The sequence below is a fragment of the Duganella sp. Dugasp56 genome (genome assembly GCF_047304105.1).
GTDB lineage: Bacteria > Pseudomonadota > Gammaproteobacteria > Burkholderiales > Burkholderiaceae_D > Rugamonas > Rugamonas hordei.
Map to the genome: position 1 here is coordinate 19,667 of NZ_JBGLYQ010000047.1, position 20,550 is coordinate 40,216.

At 65.7% G+C, this 20,550-nt stretch carries 7 protein-coding genes; all 7 read left to right on the forward strand.

Annotated elements, in window-relative coordinates; translation table 11 throughout:
- Window positions 1–124 precede the first annotated feature (124 nt).
- The 7 genes from ACCD07_RS26380 to ACCD07_RS26410 all read left to right on the forward strand — a co-directional run bounded on the left by ACCD07_RS26380 (window position 125) and on the right by ACCD07_RS26410 (window position 20,462).
- Entirely contained in the window at window positions 125–3,526 is a 3,402-nt protein-coding gene (locus ACCD07_RS26380; RefSeq protein WP_413449045.1) for a DUF4214 domain-containing protein, read from the forward strand.
- A 74-nt stretch (window positions 3,527–3,600) separates the two neighbouring features.
- A complete protein-coding gene (locus tag ACCD07_RS26385; protein WP_413449046.1) occupies window positions 3,601–9,147 on the forward strand; it encodes a pre-peptidase C-terminal domain-containing protein in 5,547 nt (1,848 codons plus the stop codon).
- Window positions 9,148–9,225: 78 nt separating this feature from the next.
- Window positions 9,226–15,132, forward strand: a complete 5,907-nt coding sequence (locus ACCD07_RS26390) for a pre-peptidase C-terminal domain-containing protein (protein WP_413449047.1) — start codon at window positions 9,226–9,228, stop codon at window positions 15,130–15,132.
- Between the two features lie 330 nt (window positions 15,133–15,462).
- Window positions 15,463–17,355: an SPFH domain-containing protein gene (locus tag ACCD07_RS26395; protein ID WP_413449048.1), complete on the forward strand. Its 1,893-nt coding sequence runs from the start codon at window positions 15,463–15,465 to the stop codon at window positions 17,353–17,355.
- Window positions 17,356–17,559: 204 nt separating this feature from the next.
- Window positions 17,560–18,717 carry a polysaccharide lyase family 7 protein gene (locus tag ACCD07_RS26400; protein WP_413449049.1) on the forward strand — a complete coding sequence of 386 codons (1,158 nt, stop codon included), beginning with the start codon at window positions 17,560–17,562 and terminating at the stop codon, window positions 18,715–18,717.
- Window positions 18,718–18,849: 132 nt separating this feature from the next.
- Window positions 18,850–19,398: a type 1 glutamine amidotransferase domain-containing protein gene (locus ACCD07_RS26405; protein ID WP_413449050.1), complete on the forward strand. Its 549-nt coding sequence runs from the start codon at window positions 18,850–18,852 to the stop codon at window positions 19,396–19,398.
- Between the two features lie 134 nt (window positions 19,399–19,532).
- Window positions 19,533–20,462 carry a hypothetical protein gene (locus tag ACCD07_RS26410; RefSeq protein WP_353405155.1) on the forward strand — a complete coding sequence of 310 codons (930 nt, stop codon included), beginning with the start codon at window positions 19,533–19,535 and terminating at the stop codon, window positions 20,460–20,462.
- Window positions 20,463–20,550 lie beyond the last annotated feature (88 nt).

Sequence of the window (20,550 nt, forward strand, 5' to 3'; positions counted from 1 at the left end):
CAGGGATGGGTCGATTATAAGCGAGGCGTCAATTATTTTTGCCGATGGTGACAATTGAATAGATTTTATTGATTGCAATGTTGGTAATGTGCCAAACTCCCGATCTTTTCATATTGCCCGCGCCATGGCCGACGACTTCAGCAACGACATTAATACCACCGGCAGGATCACCATAGGCGGCAGCAAGAGCGGCAATTTCGAGACCAACTACGACAACGACTGGTTCAAGGTCACGCTGACCGCCGGCACGACCTACCTGTTCACGCTGACCGGGGCCCCCGATGGCGGCGGCACGCTGGCCGGCTATTCCGGCCTGTCGCTTTACATGATGGGTGCGCAGGGCTATTCGGTCGGCTACAGCTATAACAACGGCACGACGGCGCCGGTAATCCAGTACACGCCGCAAGCGTCGGGCACCTATTTTGTGGCGGCCGGCGCGAGCTATGGTCAAACGGGCACTTACACGATCAAGTCGACCTTTCCGGCCGCCGACGATTACGCGGCCGGTGTCGGCACCACCGGCGCGCTGGCGGCCGAGGCGACAGCCTCCGGCGCCTTCCAGCGCACCGACGACGTCGACTGGTTCAGCTTTCATGCCGATGCCGGCCAGATCACCACGTTCACCGCCGACAGCGGCGCTGGCATGGTCGTGCCACAGACGTTCTATGTGTACGACAGCGCGGGCAGGTCGGTCAGCTATCTGCAGGCACAGTCGGCTTTCATCGCCGGCCTGGGGGGCGACTACTTTGTTGGCGTCAACGCCAATGGCCAGCTGGGCAATTACGCCGTCACCATGCATGTGGTGTCGGACGACTATTCGTCCGACAATACCCGCACCGGCACCCTGTACGCCGGCGGCCAGGCCACGGGCACGCTGGACTATCGCGACGACTCGGACCGCTTCCGCCTGGATGTGCAGGAGGGCCAGTTCTACACGGTGACGCTGTCGACCAAGCCCGGCGATACCCACCAACTGGGCCTGAACATCACCGACGGCGTGGGCGGCTACGTCACCAGCACCAGCAGCTTTGCCGACGGCACGCTGACGGCACGCATACTGGCTTCCGGCACCGGCACCCTGTCGCTCAACGTCAGCGGCAATTACGACACCAGCGCCGGCACCGCCTACACGCTCAAGGCGTCTTCGGGCGAGGCCGACGATTTCGGCGGCACCATGGCTTCGGCCACCGGGCTGGACTTCGGCGTGCCGATGTCGGGCAGGGTGCAGTCGCCGGACGACGTCGACATGTTCAAGGTCAGCCTGGCGGCCGGCGTGACCTACCGCGTCGACGTCGTGCTCGACAGCGGCGCCTACAACAACGGTTTCCGCATGACCGACAGCAGCGGCAACTCCGTCAGCCAGAGCTCGTACAACACGGAAAAATTCTTTACCTATACGCCGGCCAAGAGTGGCGATTTCTACCTGTCGCAGATGGGCAACTACAGCACTACCGCCGCCGGACAGGGCTATACGGTAACGGTCAGCGCCGTCGTCGACGACTTCAGCGCCAACACGGCCACCACGGGCCGGCTGGCGGTCGGTTCCTCGGCCAAGGGCGAGCTGGAAGCCGGGGGCGGCGACGCCGACTGGTACGCCATCTCGCTCAACGCCGGCGGCTATTACTGGTTCTCGGTGGATGGCGCCAAGGAAGGCGGCGGAACCTTGTCCAGCTATTCGTACGGCGCCGTCATGCGTCTTCTGGATGCCAAGGGCACGGTGCTGGCAACCAGCAACGGCGGCTACAACGCCACCTCGACCATCCTGCCCTATGTCGCGACCGCCAGGGGCACTTACTACGTCGAAGTGTCGTCGCCCGGCGGAACCGGCACCTACACCGTCAAGGCCAGGGTTGGGGAGGTGGACGACTACGGCAACGACGCCGTCCACGCGACCGCGATGACGGCCGGCGCCGCCGTCAAGGGCAAGCTGGAGCTGACCAGCGACGCGGACGTGTTCAAGTTCACGGCCGAGGCGGGCGTGACCTACAAGCTGCAGCTGGCCCCCGGCGCGGTGGGCGGCCTCAACGTCAATTCCTACGCCATGCTGGATGTGTCCACCGGCGGCAACGAGTATGTGTACGCGCGCGCCCAGTACGACAGCCCGAACCAGATCACCAAGGTGTTCGAGGCGAGCCACTCGGGCGACTATTATTTCAAGGTAGGGACTTCGACTTACGGCGGCACCGGCACCTATGTTCTGTCGGCCACCTCGCTGGGCAAGGACGACTTCCCCGCCACCAACCTGACGACCGGACTGCTGGCGCCGGACCAGCCGGTGCAAGGCGTCATCGGCGTCGCCGACGATCACGACTGGATCAAGGTGCACCTCGACGCCGGCCGCACCTATGTATTCGACCTGCAAGGCACGCTGAGCGGAGGCGGCACGCTGAATACCTCCAATTCGTCGGTCGGCATGTCGCTGACCAGCGCCAATGGCTATACCGGCGTCTACAGCACCACGGCGGCCGGCGAACCGCGCATTTCCTACATCGCCAGCGCCAGCGGCGACTACTACCTCGACGTGCATGGCGACGGCAGCAAGACCGGCAGCTACACGCTGGTCGAGACGCTGACCAACGGCGACGTCACGCCGCCCCACCTGCTGTCGTCGACGCTGCGCGACGGCGCCACCAACGTGTCGCCGGCGGCGCCGAAGTTCACGCTGACCTATGACGAGGCGGTGCTGGTCGGCAGCGGCATCACGCTCACCGACGGCAACGGCGTGGCCGTCCCGCTGGGCTATGGCCAGGTGCTGGCGATGGGGATAGGCAAGACGCTGGTGATCGATCCGCACATCAACCTCAAGCCGGGCGTGACCTACACGCTGTCGCTGCCGGAAGGCAGCGTGCTCGACCTGGCGGGCAACAAGGTCGCCGGCAGCCAGACCTACAAGTTCTCGGCGCCGGCGCCGGTCACGGACGGCACGCCCGGCAACGATTTGATGATCGGCAACCTCAAGGGCCTCAAGCTGAACGGCGGCGCCGGCATCGACACGGTCTACTACGACAGCGCCTCGGTGTATTACGGACTGCAGCTGACGCACAACGCCGACGGCAGCTTCAGCGTGCACGACTACACCCAGTCGGCCGGCGACACGCTGACCGGCGTCGAGCGCCTGCTGCTGTCCAACAGCGCGATGGCGCTCGACATCGACGGCAATGGCGGCCAGGCCTACCGCCTGTACCAGGCGGCGTTCAACCGCGCGCCCGGCACCGGCCTGGGCTTCTGGATGAACGCGCTTGACGGCGGCGTCAAGCTGGAAACGGTGGCGCAGAACTTCATCGACAGCGCGGAGTTCAAGACGCTGTACGGCGACGCCCAGAGCAATGTCGATTTCGTCACCCACCTGTACAGCAACGTGCTGCACCGCGCTCCGCTGCAGGCCGGGCTCGATTTCTGGACGCATGCGCTGGACGCGGGCGCGACGCGGGCGCAGATCCTGGTCAACTTCAGCGAGAGCGCGGAAAACGTCGCCGCGCTGCAGCCGCTGATCGGCCAGGGTTTCACCTACACGCCGTACGGCTAGGCGGGGAGAATTGGATAGATTTTCCGATGGGAAATTTTGATATCATGCCAAGCCATTAAAATTCCGGGTTTGATATGCCAGCCGACTACCGCTCCGCCTCCTTTTTCCGCACCGTCGCCGGCGCGGCGGTCTCCGCCGACGATTTCGGCAATACCCCGGCGACCGCGACGGTCGTAGCGGTCGGCGCCGCCGTCAGCGGCAAAATCGAGACGGCGGACGACGTGGACATGTTCAAGGTCCAGCTGACCGCCGGCAAGCTTTACAGTTTTACCATGAAAGGCCTGGACGACAGCGGCCGGGTCAGCGCTGTGTGGACGACCTTTTCGGACGCCAGCGGAACTGTCTATGACGGCACCCACATCGGCGGCTCCGGCGGCGGCGATACGAACAGCTATTCCTTCATTCCTTCGGTATCGGGCAGCTACTACGTGGGCGCCAATGCATCGGGCGCACCGGGCGTGCTGAGCTACACCTTCAAGGTCAGCGAAGCGGCCGACGACTATGGCTCGTCCAGCGCCACCGCCGGCAAGCTCGACGTCGGCGGCGCGCCGGTCCGGGGCACGCTGGACGAGGGCGGCGGCGACCACGACTGGTTTGCCGTGTCGCTGACCGCCGGCACGAGCTATTGGTTCACGCTGGGGGGCAGCGATACGGGCGCCGGCACCTTGCCGACCGGCTATGTCGGCACCGGGCTGCTGAAACTCTTCGACGCCGCCGGCAAGGAGGTGGATGCGGGCGCCTACAACGGCAACTGGTCGGTGCTGCCCTTCGTCGCGCCGGCCAGCGGCACTTACTATCTGGACGTCAACGCGAAGCGCTGGTATTCGATTGCCAGCGGCGGCACCTACCAGGTGCAGGCCCAGGTGGCCGCCGCAGACGAGGCCGGAGACGACCTTGCCCACGCCACGACGGCGCAGGTCGGCGGCGCGATCAGCGGCCGGATCGGACTGAACCTGGACACGGATGTGTACAAGATCAGCCTGGCGGCGGGCACCAGCTACATCCTCGAGCGCGGCGGCCCGGGCGGCGGCGCCTGGAACATCAATCTGCAGGCCACGCTGACCGACAGCAAGGGCAACCCCGTCTATTTAAACCAGACCTGGCCGAGCAGCTCCCACCAGTTTTTCGACGTCGCTGTCGGCGGCGACTATTACCTGAAAGTGGCGGGCGATTACAATTTCGGCGTCGGCGACGGCCTCTACACGCTGAAGCTGACGGCGGCCAGCCACGACGATTATCCGGCCTCGGCCCAAACGGGCGCCTTGCTCGAGGCATCGAAGCCGGTGCATGGAACGATCGGCCTGCCGAACGACGCCGACTGGATCCGGGTGCACCTGGAGGCCGGCAAGAAATACGCTTTCGACATGAAGGTGGCGGGCGGGCTGCAAATCAGCGCATTTTCCGGCATGTCGCTGCTCGACTCGAAAGGCGGATTTATCGATTCCAGTTTCGCCCTGCTCGGCCGGCAGGCCGAAGGGCGCATCGTCTACACCGCCACCGCCACGGGGGACTATTATCTGGCGGTGCATGGCGACGGCTATCAGCTGGGCGGCGACTACACGCTGATCGAGCGGCTGCTGACCGGCGACACCGCCGGACCGGTATTGCAGGCGGCGTCGATCGCCTCCGGCGCCACCGGCGTGCCGATCACCGGCGGCATCGAGTTCACCTTCGACGACGCAGTGGCGTATTACAGTGACGTCGTGCTGAAAGACGCCACAGGCAAGAGCATTCCACCGCTCAACGGCTACTCGTCGACGCACACGTTCGACAACAAGCTGGTGGTCGATACCGGCGCGGTGCTGCAGCCGGACATGACCTACACGCTGACCCTCGGCGATATCCGGGACCTTGCCGGCAATCCCTACGCGGGGCCCAAGACCTACACGTTCACCACCGGCACGGCGTCGGCGCCAGGGGACGACTATGCCGGCAACGCGTCGACCGACGGCGTGCTGACGGCGGGCACGCCGGTCTCCGCCGTCTTTGAAACCGCGCAGGACGTCGACTGGTTCAAGTTCCACGCCGACAGCGGCAAGCATTACGCGGTCTCCGGCGGCGGCACCGTCACCATCTACGACGCCGCCGGCAAGGCGCTGGCGCCGACGGCGCTGCAGGACGCGACGGCGGCCGGCGACTACTACATCGGCTTCGCTGCCGCAGCCGTGGGCCCAGGCGCCTACAGCGCCAGCGTGCGCGAGGTCACCGACGATTACAGCTCCAACGACAGCGCGCCGGGGCAGCTCGCCGTCGGCGGCCAGCAAAGCGGCGCGCTGCAGTACGCGGGCGACATCGACCGCTTCAAGATCGCGCTGACCGCCGGCGCCAATTACACGATCACGCTCGACAACGGCGGGGGCGCCGGCACTGCCAGTGCGTTGCCGCTCACGCTGACCGACCCCGGCGGCAAGAGCGTGTCCTTTGCATATACCGGCGCCGGCGCCTACCACCTGGTGGCCGCGGTTTCCGGCACGTACTCGCTGAACGTCGGCGACAGCCAGTCGCCGCCGGGCTCCTACACCATCGCCGCCGCGGCCGTGGCCGACGATTATGCCGACACCACGGCCGGCGCCACGCTGGTGGACGTCGGCAAGCTGACGCTGGGCACCTTGCAAAGCCCGGGCGACCAGGATGTATTCGGCATGGACCTGGGCGCGGGCAGCAGCTACCTTGTGTCGCTGGTGCCGTCGGTCAGCACGCCGCTGGCGCCGCACTGGAGCCTGCTCGACAGCAAGGGCGCTACCGTCAGCGGCGATTTCGACGGCAACTACAAGAACCTGAGCTTCACCGCCGGGGCCGCGGGCCGCTACTACCTGGTGGTAAAGAGTTCGACGTCGGCTGCCGGCTGGGACACCGGCTACGGCCTGAAGGTGACGCCGGTGGCCGACGACTATGGCGCGTCCGCCGCCACCGCCGGCAAGCTGGCGATCGGCGCCACCGCGGCCGGCAAGCTGGAGGATGGCGGCGGCGACAGCGACTGGTTCGCCGTCGCGCTGGACGCCGGCGCCACCTATTCGTTCTCGGCCAAGGGGACGATGAACCAGCTATACGGCAGCAGCGTCACCGACGCGCCGCTGCGGCTGCTGGACGCCAGCGGCAAGAAACTGGACCTGGTCACCCAAACCGGGAACTCCAACGGCAATCCGCTGCTGTATTACACGGCCACCGCCAAGGGCACCTACTATGTCGACGTCGGTCTGGGACACAGCGGCCTGGTCGGCGACTACAAGCTGCAGGTGCTGGCCGTCCCGGCCGACGACTTCGGCAACGACGTCGCGCACGCCGCGAAGCTGGCGGACGGCGTGCTCACCAGCGGCAAGCTGGAAACGGCGAGCGACAAGGACGTGTTCAAGATCAGCCTGGCCGCCGGAGCGCTGGTGACGATCGACTTCAGCGTGCCCATCTCGGCCAACGGCATGAAGCTGACCGTGACCAACAGCAGCGGCGCCGAGATCAAGGGAATCGGCCAGCCGGGCGAGCTGGTCAATGGTATTTCCGTCAGCAGCGGCCAGTACAAGGCAACGGCCGCGGGCGACTACTACGTCACCATCGGCAACAGCGATGCGCTGTTGCCGAGCGCGGCCTACACCATCAAGTCCACCGTTAGCGCCGCCGACGATTTTTCTGGCAACGCCGGCACCATCGGCGTGTTGTCGGCCGCCGCGCCGCAGCACGGCATGATCGGCGTGGCGGGCGACGCCGACTGGTTCAAGGTGCGCCTCGAGACCGGCCACTCGTACGGCTTCGCGCTGCAGAGCGGCGGCGGCACGTTGGCGACGGCGGGCTTCGGCCAGTTCGCCAGCACCGGCATCGACCTGTACGCGGCCGACGGCAGCCGCGTGACCACCACGCCGATCACCGGCACGGCCGACGTGGGCGTGAGCGTCACGCCGGTCGCCGGCGGCGACTATTTCGTCAGCGTGCATGGCAACGCCTACCAGACCGGCAGCTACACGCTGGTGGAAACGGCCACGCCCATCGTGACGGCCGGCGACGACTACGGCGATGCGCGCGAAACCGCGGCCGTGCTGACCTTGGGCAATGGCATCAGCGGCGTGTTGGGCACGACCACCGACATCGACATGTTCAAGGTCAGTCTGACCGCCGGGACGACATACGCCTTCAGCGGACAGCTCAACAACTCGCTGGGCGCGATCCTCCAGTTGAACCTGATGGCTGGCGACGGCAGCGCCGTCTATGGCGCCTCCGACTCGCTCACCGTCGACTACACCTATACGCCGACAGCCAGTGGCACCTACTACCTGGCGGTCACGGACAGGCTGAAGTTCCGGCCGGAATCCAAGTACACCCTCAAGGCCGGCGTGGTGGCGGACGACTATGCTGGCGATGCGACCACCAAGGGCGTGCTGGCTGTCGGCACGCCGGCCAAGGGCGTGGCGGGCGGACCCGCCGACATGGACTGGTTCAAGGTGCACCTGGACGGCGGCAAGACCTATGTCTTCGACATGAACGGCGGCAAGAGCCACGGCGGCACGCTCGATACGGGCAGCGCCGGCACCGGCCTGGCCCTGTTCGATGCGGCCGGCAAGACGCAGCTGGCCGCCGCCGACGGGGCCAGCGCCGCCACCGGCGAGGCCCGGCTGGTGTACAAGGCATCCGTCACGGGCGACTACTATGTCTCGGCCCACGGCGCAGCCAGCGGCAGTTATACGCTGGCCGCAAGCCTGGGCGCCGACAGCGCCGCACCGCGGCTAACCGCTTCGTCGCTGGCCGATGGCGCCACCGGCGTGGGCCTGGGCAGCAAGATCCTGCTCAGCTTTGACGACGCCATCACCGCCGGCAGCGGCATCCGCCTGACCGACGAGCACGGCGCCACGCTGTCGTCGGTGGTCATTACGGCCAGCGGCAACACGCTGAAGATCGATCCGCACCAAAACCTGACGCCGGGCGCCACGTACACGCTGTCGCTGCCGGAAGGCAGCGTGCTGGACCTGTCGGGCAACCGCTACGCCGGCCATGCCAGCTACACCTTCACCACCGTGGCGCCGGCTTCCTCGTCGACGGCCGGCAACGGCAACGACGTCTTCAGCGCCAACGGCACCGGCCAGAAAATCGACGGCGGCGCCGGCACCGACACGGTGTTCTACGACGACACCAAGGTTCCGCTGGAGATCTACGCGCACGACGGTCAGGTCACGGTGTACCAGACCGGCGCCGGCACCGCCGACACGCTGACCGGCATCGAGCGGCTGGTGTTCCCGACGCATGCGATGGCGTTCGACGTCGACGGCAACGGCGGCCAGGCGTACCGGCTGTACCAGGCCGCGTTCAACCGCAAGCCGGGCGAGGGCCTGGGCTTCTGGATGAATGCGCTCGACGTGGGCGCCAAGCTGGAGACGGTGGCGCAGAACTTCATCGACAGCCCGGAGTTCAAGACCCTGTACGGCGACGCGCCGAGCAACGCCGACTTCGTCACTCACCTGTACAGCAACGTGCTGCACCGCGCGCCGCTGCAGGCCGGCTACGACTTCTGGCTGCACGGGCTGGACGCGGGCGCGACGCGGGCGCAGATCCTGGTCAACTTCAGCGAGAGCGCGGAAAACGTCGCCGCGCTGCAGCCGCTGATCGGCCAGGGGTTCAGCTATACGCCGTACGGCTAGAAGCCGGGAGAGGGATAGTATTGTTTTTCCATCCGGAAATTTTGTTATCATGTCGCACACCCCAAACCCGAGCCGCCCATGCCAGCTGACTATCGCCCCGCTTCCCCGTTCCGTGTCATTGCCGGTGGCGCCGCCGCAGATGATTTCGGCAATACGCCGGCAACCTCGAGCGCCGCGGCGCTTGGCACCTCGATCAACGGCAAGCTGGACGTGGACGGCGACCAGGACGTGTTCAAGGTCCAACTGACCGCCGGCACGCTCTACAACTTCGCCGCCCAGGGCGTCGACGACGGCGGTATCGTTCACAATCTGAAGTTGTCGTTCAAGGATGCCAGCGAAACCGGCGTGGATGACGCCGTGGTCGGCCCTGGCCAAAGCTATTCCTTTATTCCCGCCACGTCGCAGACGTACTACGTATCGGTCTACAACCCCGACTGGGAACACCCGGCCGCGCTGGATTACGTCTTCAAGGCCAGCGTGGCGGCCGACGACTTCGCTTCGACCGCCGCCACCGCCGGCAAGCTGGCCATCGGCGCGTCGGTAAAGGGCAGGCTGGAGGACGGGGGCGGCGACCATGACTGGTTCGCCGTCTCGCTGGTGGCCGGCACCAGCTACTGGTTCACGCTGAAGGGCGATGCCGAGCGCGCGGGCACGATGCCGTCGACGGTCTATAACGGCGGCCATCTGGCGGTGCTCGACGCCACCGGCCTTCCTGTGTCGCAGGAAACCGGTCCGGGCAGCCTCTCCGATAATGCGCCGGTGCTGCCCTTCGTCGCGCCGGCGACCGGCACCTATTACCTCGATGTCAGCGCTGCGAGCGGAACCTATCAGCTCCAGGCCCAGGTGGCCACGGCGGACGAGGCCGGTAGCGATGCGGCCCATGCGGCCACCATGCAGCTTGGCGCCATGGTCACCGGCCTGGTGCCGGTGCGCACCGATGTGGACACCTACAAGGTCAGCCTGGTGGCTGGCACCACCTATGTGCTGCAGCGCACCGCGGCCGACGGCTCCTCCTGGAACAGCAAACTCGATACTTCTATCCTCAGCGCCAACGGCCAGCCCGTGGATCTCGGGATCGGCTCGTTAGGAGACAAGAAATACCTGTACTTCTCGGCTGAAACGACCGGCGTCTATACGCTGACGGTGCAGAGCAACGGCGCGACCGATCCGGCCACTGGCGGCTACGCGCTGAAGCTGACGGCCGGCCCGGACGCTTATCCGGCCACGGCACAGACTACCGGCCTGCTCGAAGTGTCCAAGCCCGTGCGTGGAGCGATGGCCCCGGGCGGCGTCGACTGGGTGAAGGTGCATCTGGATGCCGGCAAGCAGTACTCTTTCGATATGCACAGCACGAGCATGGAGTTAATATCGAACCGCCTGGAACTGCGGGACGCGCACGGCGTTCTCCAGGCCGACGCCCCGGACGATTTGTTCTTCCCGCAAGATTTGGGCTTTGCCTACACCGCGACCAGTACTGGCGACTACTATCTGGCCTTGTATGGCAACCAACCCGGTTTCGACTATACCCTGTCCGAACACCTGCTGACCGGCGACGTCACCGGGCCGGTTCTGAAATCGGTGTCGATCGCGAACGGCGCCACCGGTGTGCCGGTCAGCGGCGGCATCCGGTTCATGTTTGACGAGCCGGTGGTATTTGGCCAAGACACGGTGATGAAGGATGCCAGCGGCAACCAGATACAGGGCAATTTTGGATCGATGCTGCAAGCGATAGGCAACAACACGCTGCTGATGGATAGCGGCGGTCCGCTGCAACCGAATACGACCTATACGCTGACCCTCGGCGAGATACGGGACCAGGCCGGCAACCTGTACACCGGCCCCAAGGTCTACACCTTTACCACCGGCGCGGCGCTGCCGGACGACCAGCCGGACGACGGCAGCACCACCGCTGTGCTGACGGCCGGCACCACGACAACCGGCTACCTCGACCACATGCTCGACGGCGACTGGTATAAGTTTCACGCCGAAGCCGGCAAGCGCTACACGGTCACCAGCACCGGCGACGCCGTGCGTTTCATTGCGATCCATGACACCCACGGCAACACGCTGGCGCCGGATGTGCTGCTGAACCGGCCCGGGTCCGCCGATGCCGACTACTACATCGAACTCTATGCCAGGCCCATGCTCCCGGGCGCCTACACCGTCAGCGTGAAGGAAGTCGTCGACGACTACAGCGCCACCGACACCGGGGCCGGCAAGCTGACGCTGGGCACGGCGCTGAACGGCGCGCTGCAATACGCCGGCGACGTCGACCGCTTCAAGGTCACGCTGGCGTCCAACGTTCTCTACAAGATCACGCTCAGCAACGGCGACGCCGCCACGGCCGCCGACAGCGCGCTGGCGCTGAAGATGCTCGACCCGAGCGGCAAGAGCCTGACGCCCGACTATTCCGGCAGCGCCGGCGGCACCATCATGTACCGGCTGACCACAACCGCCGCCGGCACCTACACGCTGGACGTCGGCGACAGCTACACCCCGCAGCGCGGCTACACCCTCACCGCCACCGCGCTGGTGGACGAGTACGGCAATACCGCCGCCACCGCCGCCGCGCTGGCGCTCGGCAAGCAGATCGCCGGCTCGCTGCAGATCCCGACCGACAAGGACGTGTTCAGCCTCGACCTGGCCGCAGGCGGCAGCTACCTGGTGTCGCTGGCGCGCACGCAGAGTTCCGGCGCGACGCCGCACTGGACGCTGACGGACAGCAAAGGCAACCTCGTCGACGCGGATCCCGTCACCGGCACCAAGGACCAGAGCTTCACCGTCGGCGCCGCCGGCAAGTACTACCTGACGGTTGCCAACCCAAGCCCGAACCCCAGCACCGACTGGGACACCGGCTACGGCCTGAAGGTGAGCGCAGTAGCCGACGACTTCGGCGCGGCGGCCGCCACCGCCGGCAAGCTGGCGATCGGCGCCTCCGTGGCCGGCAAGCTGGAGGCGGGCGGCGGCGACAGCGACTGGTTCGCCGTCGCGCTGGAGGCCGGCGCCACCTACACCTTTTCGGTCAAGGGCACGCTGCAGGAGCTGTACGGCGGCAGCGCCACCGACGCCCCGCTGCGCCTGCTTGATGCCAGCGGCAAGCAGCTGGCCATCGTCAACCATCCGACCGGCACCAATAGCGGCAACCCGTCGCTGTCGTACACGGCGGTGGCCAAGGGCACGTACTACGTCGATGTCGGCGCGGGGCACAGCGGCCTGGCCGGCGACTACACGCTGCAGGCGGCGGTGGTCTTGCCCGACGAGTTCGGCAACGACAACGCGCACGCCGCCAAGCTGGCGGACGGCGTCGTCGCCAACGGCAAGCTGCAGACGGCCATCGACAAGGACGTGTTCAAGATCAGCCTGGCCGACGGCGCGCTGGTGACGATCGACTTCGGTGCACCGACGGGCGCGGCGGTGAAGATGACCGTGACCGACAGCAGCGGCCAGGAGATCAAGGGCGCCCTGCATCACGGCGACACCAGCAACGGCATCTACGTGGACAGCGCGCAATACCAGGCGGGAGCCGGGGGCGACTACTATGTCACCGTTTCCTCCGTCAGCGCGCAGCTGCCCCTGACGGCCTATTCGGTCAAGGCCACCATTGCCGGCGACGACGACTTTGCCGGCGACGACAGCACCGCCGGGGTGCTGGCGGCCGCCAAGCCGCAGCGCGGCATGATCGGCGTGGCGGGCGACGCCGACTGGTTCAAGGTGCACCTGGAGGCGGGCCACTCGTACAGCTTCGCGCTGCAGAGCGGCGGCACGCTGGCGACGACGAACTTCGGCAAGGCGGGCGGCCCCGGCATCGACCTCTATGCGGCGGACGGCAGCCGCGTGACCGCCACCTTGAACACGGCCGACGTGGGCGTGACCGCGGCAGGTATTGCCACCGGCGACTATTTCGTCAGCGTGCACGGCAACGCCTACCAGACCGGCAGCTACACGGTGCTGGAAACCGCCAAGGCCACAGTCACGCCCGGCGACGACTACGGCGATGCGCGCGAAACCGCTACGGCGCTGGTGCTGGGCAAGGGTGTCAGCGGCGTGCTGGCCTCGACCAACGACATCGACATGTTCAAGGTCGACCTGGTTGCGGGCACGACCTACACCTTCGATGGCGCGTTGAATAATTCCCCGAGCTCGTCTGTCCAACTGAGCCTGCTGGCCGGCGACGGCAGCCCGGTCTACGGCACCGACGGAGCGGCTGTCAGCTACAGCTACACGCCGGCGGCCAGCGGCACCTACTACATGGCGGTGACGGACAGCATAAAGTTCATGACCGGCGCCAGCTACACGCTGAAGGCCAGCCCTACATTGGACGACTACAGCGCCACCGCCGCCACCGTCGGCAAACTGGTGGTGGGGCCCGCGTCAAGCGGCACGGTGAGCGGCAAGCTGGACGCCGGCGGCGGCGACCGCGACTGGTTCGCCATCTCGCTGGACAAGGACGGCCAGTACACGTTCACGCTGGACGGCGCCACCGGGCACGAGGGCAAGAACACCGACGAGCAGGGCGGCGCGACGCTGCGCCTGCTCGACGCGAGCGGCAAGGTGCTGGCGGAAGTGCTGGCCGGCGGCGGCAGCGGAGCGTTGGCCTATGTGCCCGACGCCAAGGGCAGCTATTTCCTCGAAGTGGCTGGCGGCGACGGCCATGCCACCGGCGCCTACAAGCTCAGCGTCGTCAACGACGCGGACGACTATGCCGGCAATGCCTCCACCAAGGGCATGCTGGCGGCAGGTACGCCGGCGCAAGGCGTGGTTGCCGGCCCTGGCGACCAGGACTGGTTCAAGGTGCACCTGGACGGCGGCAAGACCTATGTCTTCGACATGAAGGGCGTCAAGGGGCACGGCGGCACGCTGGACACGGGCAGCGCCGGTACCGGCCTGGCCCTGTTCGATGCGGCCGGCAAGACACAACTGGCCGTCTCCGACGGGCCGAGCGACGCCACCGGCGAGACCCAGATGGTGTACAAGGCACAGGCCACCGGCGACTTCTTTCTTTCCGCCTACGGTGCGGACAAGGGCAGTTATACGCTGGCAGAAAGCCTGGGCTCAGCCGACACCAAGGCGCCGCAGTTGACCGCTTCGTCGCTGGCCGATGGCGCCACCGGCGTGGGCCTGGGCAGCAAGATCCTGCTCAGCTTTGACGACGCCATCACCGCCGGCAGCGGCATCCGCCTGACCGACGAGCACGGCGCCACGCTGTCGTCGGTGGTCATTACGGCCAGCGGCAACACGCTGAAGATCGATCCGCACCAAAACCTGACGCCGGGCGCCACGTACACGCTGTCGCTGCCGGAAGGCAGCGTGCTGGACCTGTCGGGCAACCGCTACGCCGGCCATGCCAGCTACACCTTCACCACCGTGGCGCCGGCTTCCTCGTCGACGGCCGGCAACGGCAACGACGTCTTCAGCGCCAACGGCACCGGCCAGAAAATCGACGGCGGCGCGGGCACCGACACGGTGTTCTACGACGACACCAAGGTTCCGCTGGAGATCTATGCGCACGACGGCCAGGTCACGGTATACCAGACCGGCGCCGGCACCGCCGACACGCTGACCGGCATCGAGCGGCTGGTGTTCCCGACGCATGCGATGGCGTTCGACGTCGACGGCAACGGCGGCCAGGCGTACCGGCTGTACCAGGCCGCGTTCAACCGCAAGCCGGGCGAGGGCCTGGGCTTCTGGATGAATGCGCTCGACGTGGGCGCCAAGCTGGAGACGGTGGCGCAGAACTTCATCGACAGCCCGGAGTTCAAGACCCTGTACGGCGACGCGCCGAGCAACGCCGACTTCGTCACTCACCTGTACAGCAACGTGCTGCACCGCGCGCCGCTGCAGGCCGGCTACGACTTCTGGCTGCACGGGCTGGACGCGGGCGCGACGCGGGCGCAGATCCTGATCAACTTCAGCGAGAGCGCGGAAAACCACGCCGCGCTACAACCGCTGATCGGCCAGGGTTTCAACTACACGCCGTACGGTTAAGCGACATTGTTAAGCGCCGCCGCCGCGATTAGAGGCCCGATTCTAATCGCGGCGGCGCTCCTTGCCCTTTCAAGGCTTTGTGCAAGAATGGTAAGCACGAACTCACTGAACGGTAATAACAAAAACATCGTGTTCACCCCACTCGTCATTGCCGCCGCGCTCCTCGCGGCCGCCGCAGTAAATCCCCCACACGCCTGCCTGACCATTGCCAGCCCGCCGCGCTAGCTTCGTTACGCACGCACCCGCATCCCCAGCTTTTTCCACAACCGAAAGGTTTGTATGTCTAGCCTGCTTAGCAGTGATGTGATTTCTATCGCCTTGATTTTTGTAGTGGGATTGTTTGCAGCGCTGTTGCTGCTGAAGATATCCGGGGCCATCAAGTACATCCCCAACGACCGCGTCGGCGTGATCGAGAAACTATGGAGCCCGTCCGGCTCGGTGCAGAACGGCCTGCTGGCGCTGAACGGCGAGGCCGGCCTGCAGCCCGACCTGCGCCGCGGCGGTTTCCATTTCTTCGCGCCGTTCCAGTACCGCGTGCACATCCACCCGATGGTGTCGGTCACGCAGGGCACCATCGCCTACGTGTTCGCCCGCGACGGCCTCGACCTGCCGGCCGGCCAGACGCTGGCCGACAACTCGCGCATCGTCGACTTCCGCGACGTGCGCGCCTTCCTGCGCGACGGCGGCCAGAAAGGCCCGCAGCGCATGGTGCTGCGCGAAGGCACGCACATCATCAACCCCGCGCTGTTCGTGGTGATGACCGAGGAATCGACCTATTCGATGTCGCTCGACGCGCTGGAAAAGGCTTACTACCAGCAGATGCGCGGCGTGCTCGACGAGCGCGGCGGCTTCAAGCCCGTGGTCATCAAGGAGGTGACCGGCTCGCATGACTCCGACCAGCTGGCCGTGGTGACGGTGCAGGACGGTCCCGGCCTGCTGAAGGGCGAGCTGCTGGCGCCGGACGTGGGCGACAGCCACAACGCTTTCCAGGAGCCGGAAAAATTCCTCGCCGCCGGTGGCCGCCGCGGCCGCCAGGAGCGCGTGCTGGTGGAGGGCACCTACTTCATCAACCGCCTGTTCGCGACGGTGGAGTTCATCAAGAAGACCATCATCCCGGTCGGCTTCGTCGGCGTGGTGGTGTCGTACACGGGCCGCGCCGGCACGGACTTGTCCGGCACCGAGTATTCGCACGGCGAGCTGGTGGAGACCGGCTGCCGCGGCGTGTGGCGCGATGCGCTGATGCCGGGCAAGTACGCCTTCAACACCTACGCCGGCAAGATCGAGCTGGTGCCGACCACGAACTTCGTGCTGATGTGGAAGTCCGGCGAGAGCGGCTCCAACTTCGACAAGAACCTGCGCGAGATCACGCTGATCACCAAGGACGCGTTCGAACCGCACCTGCCGCTGTCGGTGGTGGTGCACATCGACTACCGCAAGGCGCCGATGGTGGTGCAGCGCTTCGGCAACGTGGCGCAGCTGGTCGAGCAGACGCTCGATCCGATGGTGTCGTCGTATTTTAAAAACGTGTCGCAGACCAAGACCTTCATCGACCTGATCCAGTCGCGCAGCGAGCTGCAGAACAACGCGTCGAGCGACATGAAGCTGCGCTTCCAGGCGTATTCGCTGGAGTTCCAGGAAGTGCTGATCGGCACGCCGAAAGCCCAGCCCGGCGACAACAAGATCGAGGACATCATGGCGCAGCTGCGCGACCGCCAGATCGCGCGCGAGCAGGTGGAAACCTTCGCGCAGAAACAGATCGCCGCCGACAAGCAGCGCGAGCTGAACGAAGCCGAGCAGCGCGCCGCCAAGCAGAAGGAACTGACCGGCTCGCTGGTGGATATCTCGATCAAGGAAAACCAGGGCTCGGCCAACGTCAAGGCCGCCGAGAAACGCCGCCAGGAAATCGAATCGCTGGCGCAGGCCGACAAGTTCCGCCAGGAGATGGAAGGCGCCGGCCGCGCCTCGGCGATCCGCTCGGTGGGCGAGGCCGAGGCATCGGCGATCCAGGCCAAGTCCGAAGCGATGCAGGGCGAGGGCGCCGACAAGCAGCTGATGCAAACCGTCATGCTGCGCCTGGCCGAAGCGTTTGAAACGGCCAAGGTGCCGCTGGTGCCGCAAGTGCAGATGGGCGGCGCCGACAGCAACGCCTTCAGCACGCTGCTCGGCCTGATGGGTGCGATCAAGGCCGGCGAACTGGCGAAGACGATCGAACACCAGGCTTGATCGCTTAAGCCCTGAAACGACGTGGCGGGTTAACCTCCACGTCGTTTTTTTTGCATCAGTTAGGAAAACGATTACCAAAATCGTACACAGTAATTAGAAGATGATAATATTAAAAAATACTAATTTGAGGTAATCGGTTTACTTCTGAAATGTAACCGTCAAAAATTGCCCGAAACCATAAAAACCACCTTAATAGGAGACTTCATGAATCTAAGCAAACTCGCATTCGTGGCGGCGGCCGCCTTGCTGTCGCTGTCGGCCATGGCCCAGAGCAAGCTGGCCATTTCCAACGCCAACATCAGCGCCAGCGCCAGCGACACCAATCTGCCCGTCAACGCCAACGACGGCTCGCTGACGACGCGCTGGTCGGCCGACGCCACCAACGGCGCGCAATGGCTGCAGTACTACCTGGGCGGCTGCTACAACGTCACCTCGCTGAACCTGGCCTGGTACAACGGCGACTCGCGCAAATACAACTTCCGCCTGCAGACCTCGGTGGACGGCAGCGTCTGGACCGACTCCTTCGTCGGCAGCAACAGCGGCACCTCGGCCGCGCTCAAGCCTTACGACATCCCGGATGTATCGGCCAAATACGTGCGCGTGCTGGGCACCGGCAGCGACGTCAACAACTTCGTCAGCCTGCTGGAGCTGGAGGTCTACACCAACGGCGCCGGCAGCTGCAGCAGCAGCGGCCTCAATCCCGGCCTGCCGCCGGGCGGCAATTTCAACCTCTCGCCGTTCACGCTGCAGATGCCGACCGGTTCGTCGGGCAATGTCGACACCGTCAGCGGCTCGCAACTGGAAGGCGGCTACACCAACCAGTACTACTTCTACACCGACAGCAGCGACGGCGCCATGGTGATGATGGATCCGCAAGTGGGCTGGACCACCTCCGGCTCGCTGCATCCGCGCGTCGAGTTCCGCGAGAACGCGACCTGGCTGACCGGCGGCACCAACGTGCTGGACGCGACCTTGAAAGTGACCAAGGTGCCGAGCAACACCGCCATCGCCCAGATCTTCCAGGGCAACGGCCCGAGCAAGCCGCTGTGCGAACTGCAATACAGCTCCAGCGGCGCGGTCAAGCTGTTCCTGGAAAACACCAACCAGGGCGGCGGCGGCACCACCACCACGATCGACACGGTACCGCTGGGCACCAAGTTCACCTATCAGATGACGCTCAAGGGATCGACCATCACCGTCAAGGTCAACGGCACCACCAAGACCTTCACGATGGATTCGAGCTTCAACGGCGAAACCTTCTACTTCAAGGCCGGCAACTACGACCAGTCCGCCGTCTCGGGCACGCCGCAGACGACGCCCGGCACCGTCGTGAAGTTCTACGCGCTGAAGATCACGCACTGATAGCAGGGCACTGGCAGCAAGGCGGGCTCCCGGCCCAAGTTCCGGGCCGGGAGCCCGCTAATGTACGTGCGCGCACATGCGGCGCGCGATCGGTATGGCACGCTACTCCGTTCTCACCAGACAGGAGGAATCATGGCTACCGAATTGAAAAACACCAACGTTGCGATCCTGATGACGGACGGCGTGGAGCAGGCGGAATACACCGAACCGCGCCATTTCCTGGAGCAGCAGGGCGCCAAGGTCACGCTGATCTCGACCAAGGCCAAGGGCGAGCATATCCAGGCGTTCAACCACATGCAGCCGGGCTCGCGCTACGAAGTGGAGCTCAACGTGCGCGACGCCAACCCGGCCGACTACGACGCGCTGGTGCTGCCGGGCGGCGTGGCCAACCCGGACCAGCTGCGCCTGCACAAGGAAGCGATCACCTTCATCCGCGACTTCGGCCGCGAAGACAAGCCCATCGCCGCGATCTGCCACGGCCCGTGGACCCTGATCGACGCCGGCCTGGCCAAGGGCAAGCACCTGACCAGCTGGCCCAGCCTGCAAACCGACCTGCGCAACGCCGGCGCCGAGTGGAGCGACGAGGAAGTGGTGGTTGACGGCAAGCTGATCACCAGCCGCAAGCCGGACGACATCCCCGCCTTCAACCAGGCCCTGCAGCAGCAACTGATGGCCGCCTGAGCGGCTTGAACCATGCAACCCAGTCTGCGCATTTTCCTGCTGGCAAACGAGCGCTACGCCCGCGGCGTAAGACGTAGACTGGAATTGCAGTCGGACACCGTTCGACCGCCAGCGTCTTTATCCAGGAGCCCACCATGACACACACACTCGCAGCAGTTTTTGAAACCCGTGCCGAGGCTAACCGAGCCAAGGACGAGTTGATCCACAGCGGCTACGACCGCGACACCATCACCGTGAGCGACTCCGGCAGCGTGGCGGGGACGCCGCGCATCAACGACGACGCCTCCATCCTCGAGAGCATCAAGCACATGTTCAGCAACCTGCTGGGGCGCGAGCATGCGGACCGGCACGTCTATGCGGAAGCGCTGAACCGCGGCCACGTCGTGCTGACCATCCAGACCCACAGCATGGAAGCGGCCGACCGCGCGGCCGACATCGTCGAGGAATTCAGCCCGATCGACATCGACGAGCACGAAACCATGTGGCGCGCCAGCGGCTGGACCGGCGCCGAAGTACTGCGCAGCAGCGGTGCCGGCATGGCGCAGGGCAGCCTGGGCGCGCAGCAAAGCGCACCGGAACTGCACGGCATCCTGCCGCGCGAGAAAGCGGTGGACTTCGCCCGCTCCGAGCAGGGGCTGTTGACGCCGGGCTCGATGCAGCGCGGCCAGGCGAAGGCTGAGCCGGCAGTCGTGGCGCCGGCCAGCGTGCCGATCTCCGAGCAGAGCACGGTGCAGCGCAGCGGCATGCGCATCTACCCGCGCGAGACGGGCAAGCCGAACCAGGACAGCCTGGACATCCTGCGCGGCGACGAGAGCGGCGACGATGCCGAGTACTTCCGCTCGCACTGGGAGAAGACCTTCTCGTACACCGGCAACACCTATCAGGAATACGACCCGGCGTACCGCTACGGCGAATCGATGGCCGGCAACCCCGGCTACAAGGACAAGCCGTGGGAGCATGCCGAGCCTGAACTGCGCAGCGACTGGGAAAACAAGCACCCGCAGTCGAGCTGGGAGAAGTTCAAGGATGCGGTGCGCGAAGGCTGGGATCGGGTGACGAAGTAAACATCGCATCGCACCTTGAAGCCGGAGTGGGGCTGGCGTATCGGCGATAATAGCCATTCGTTAACCATCAACGTGGGCTAGCCTCACC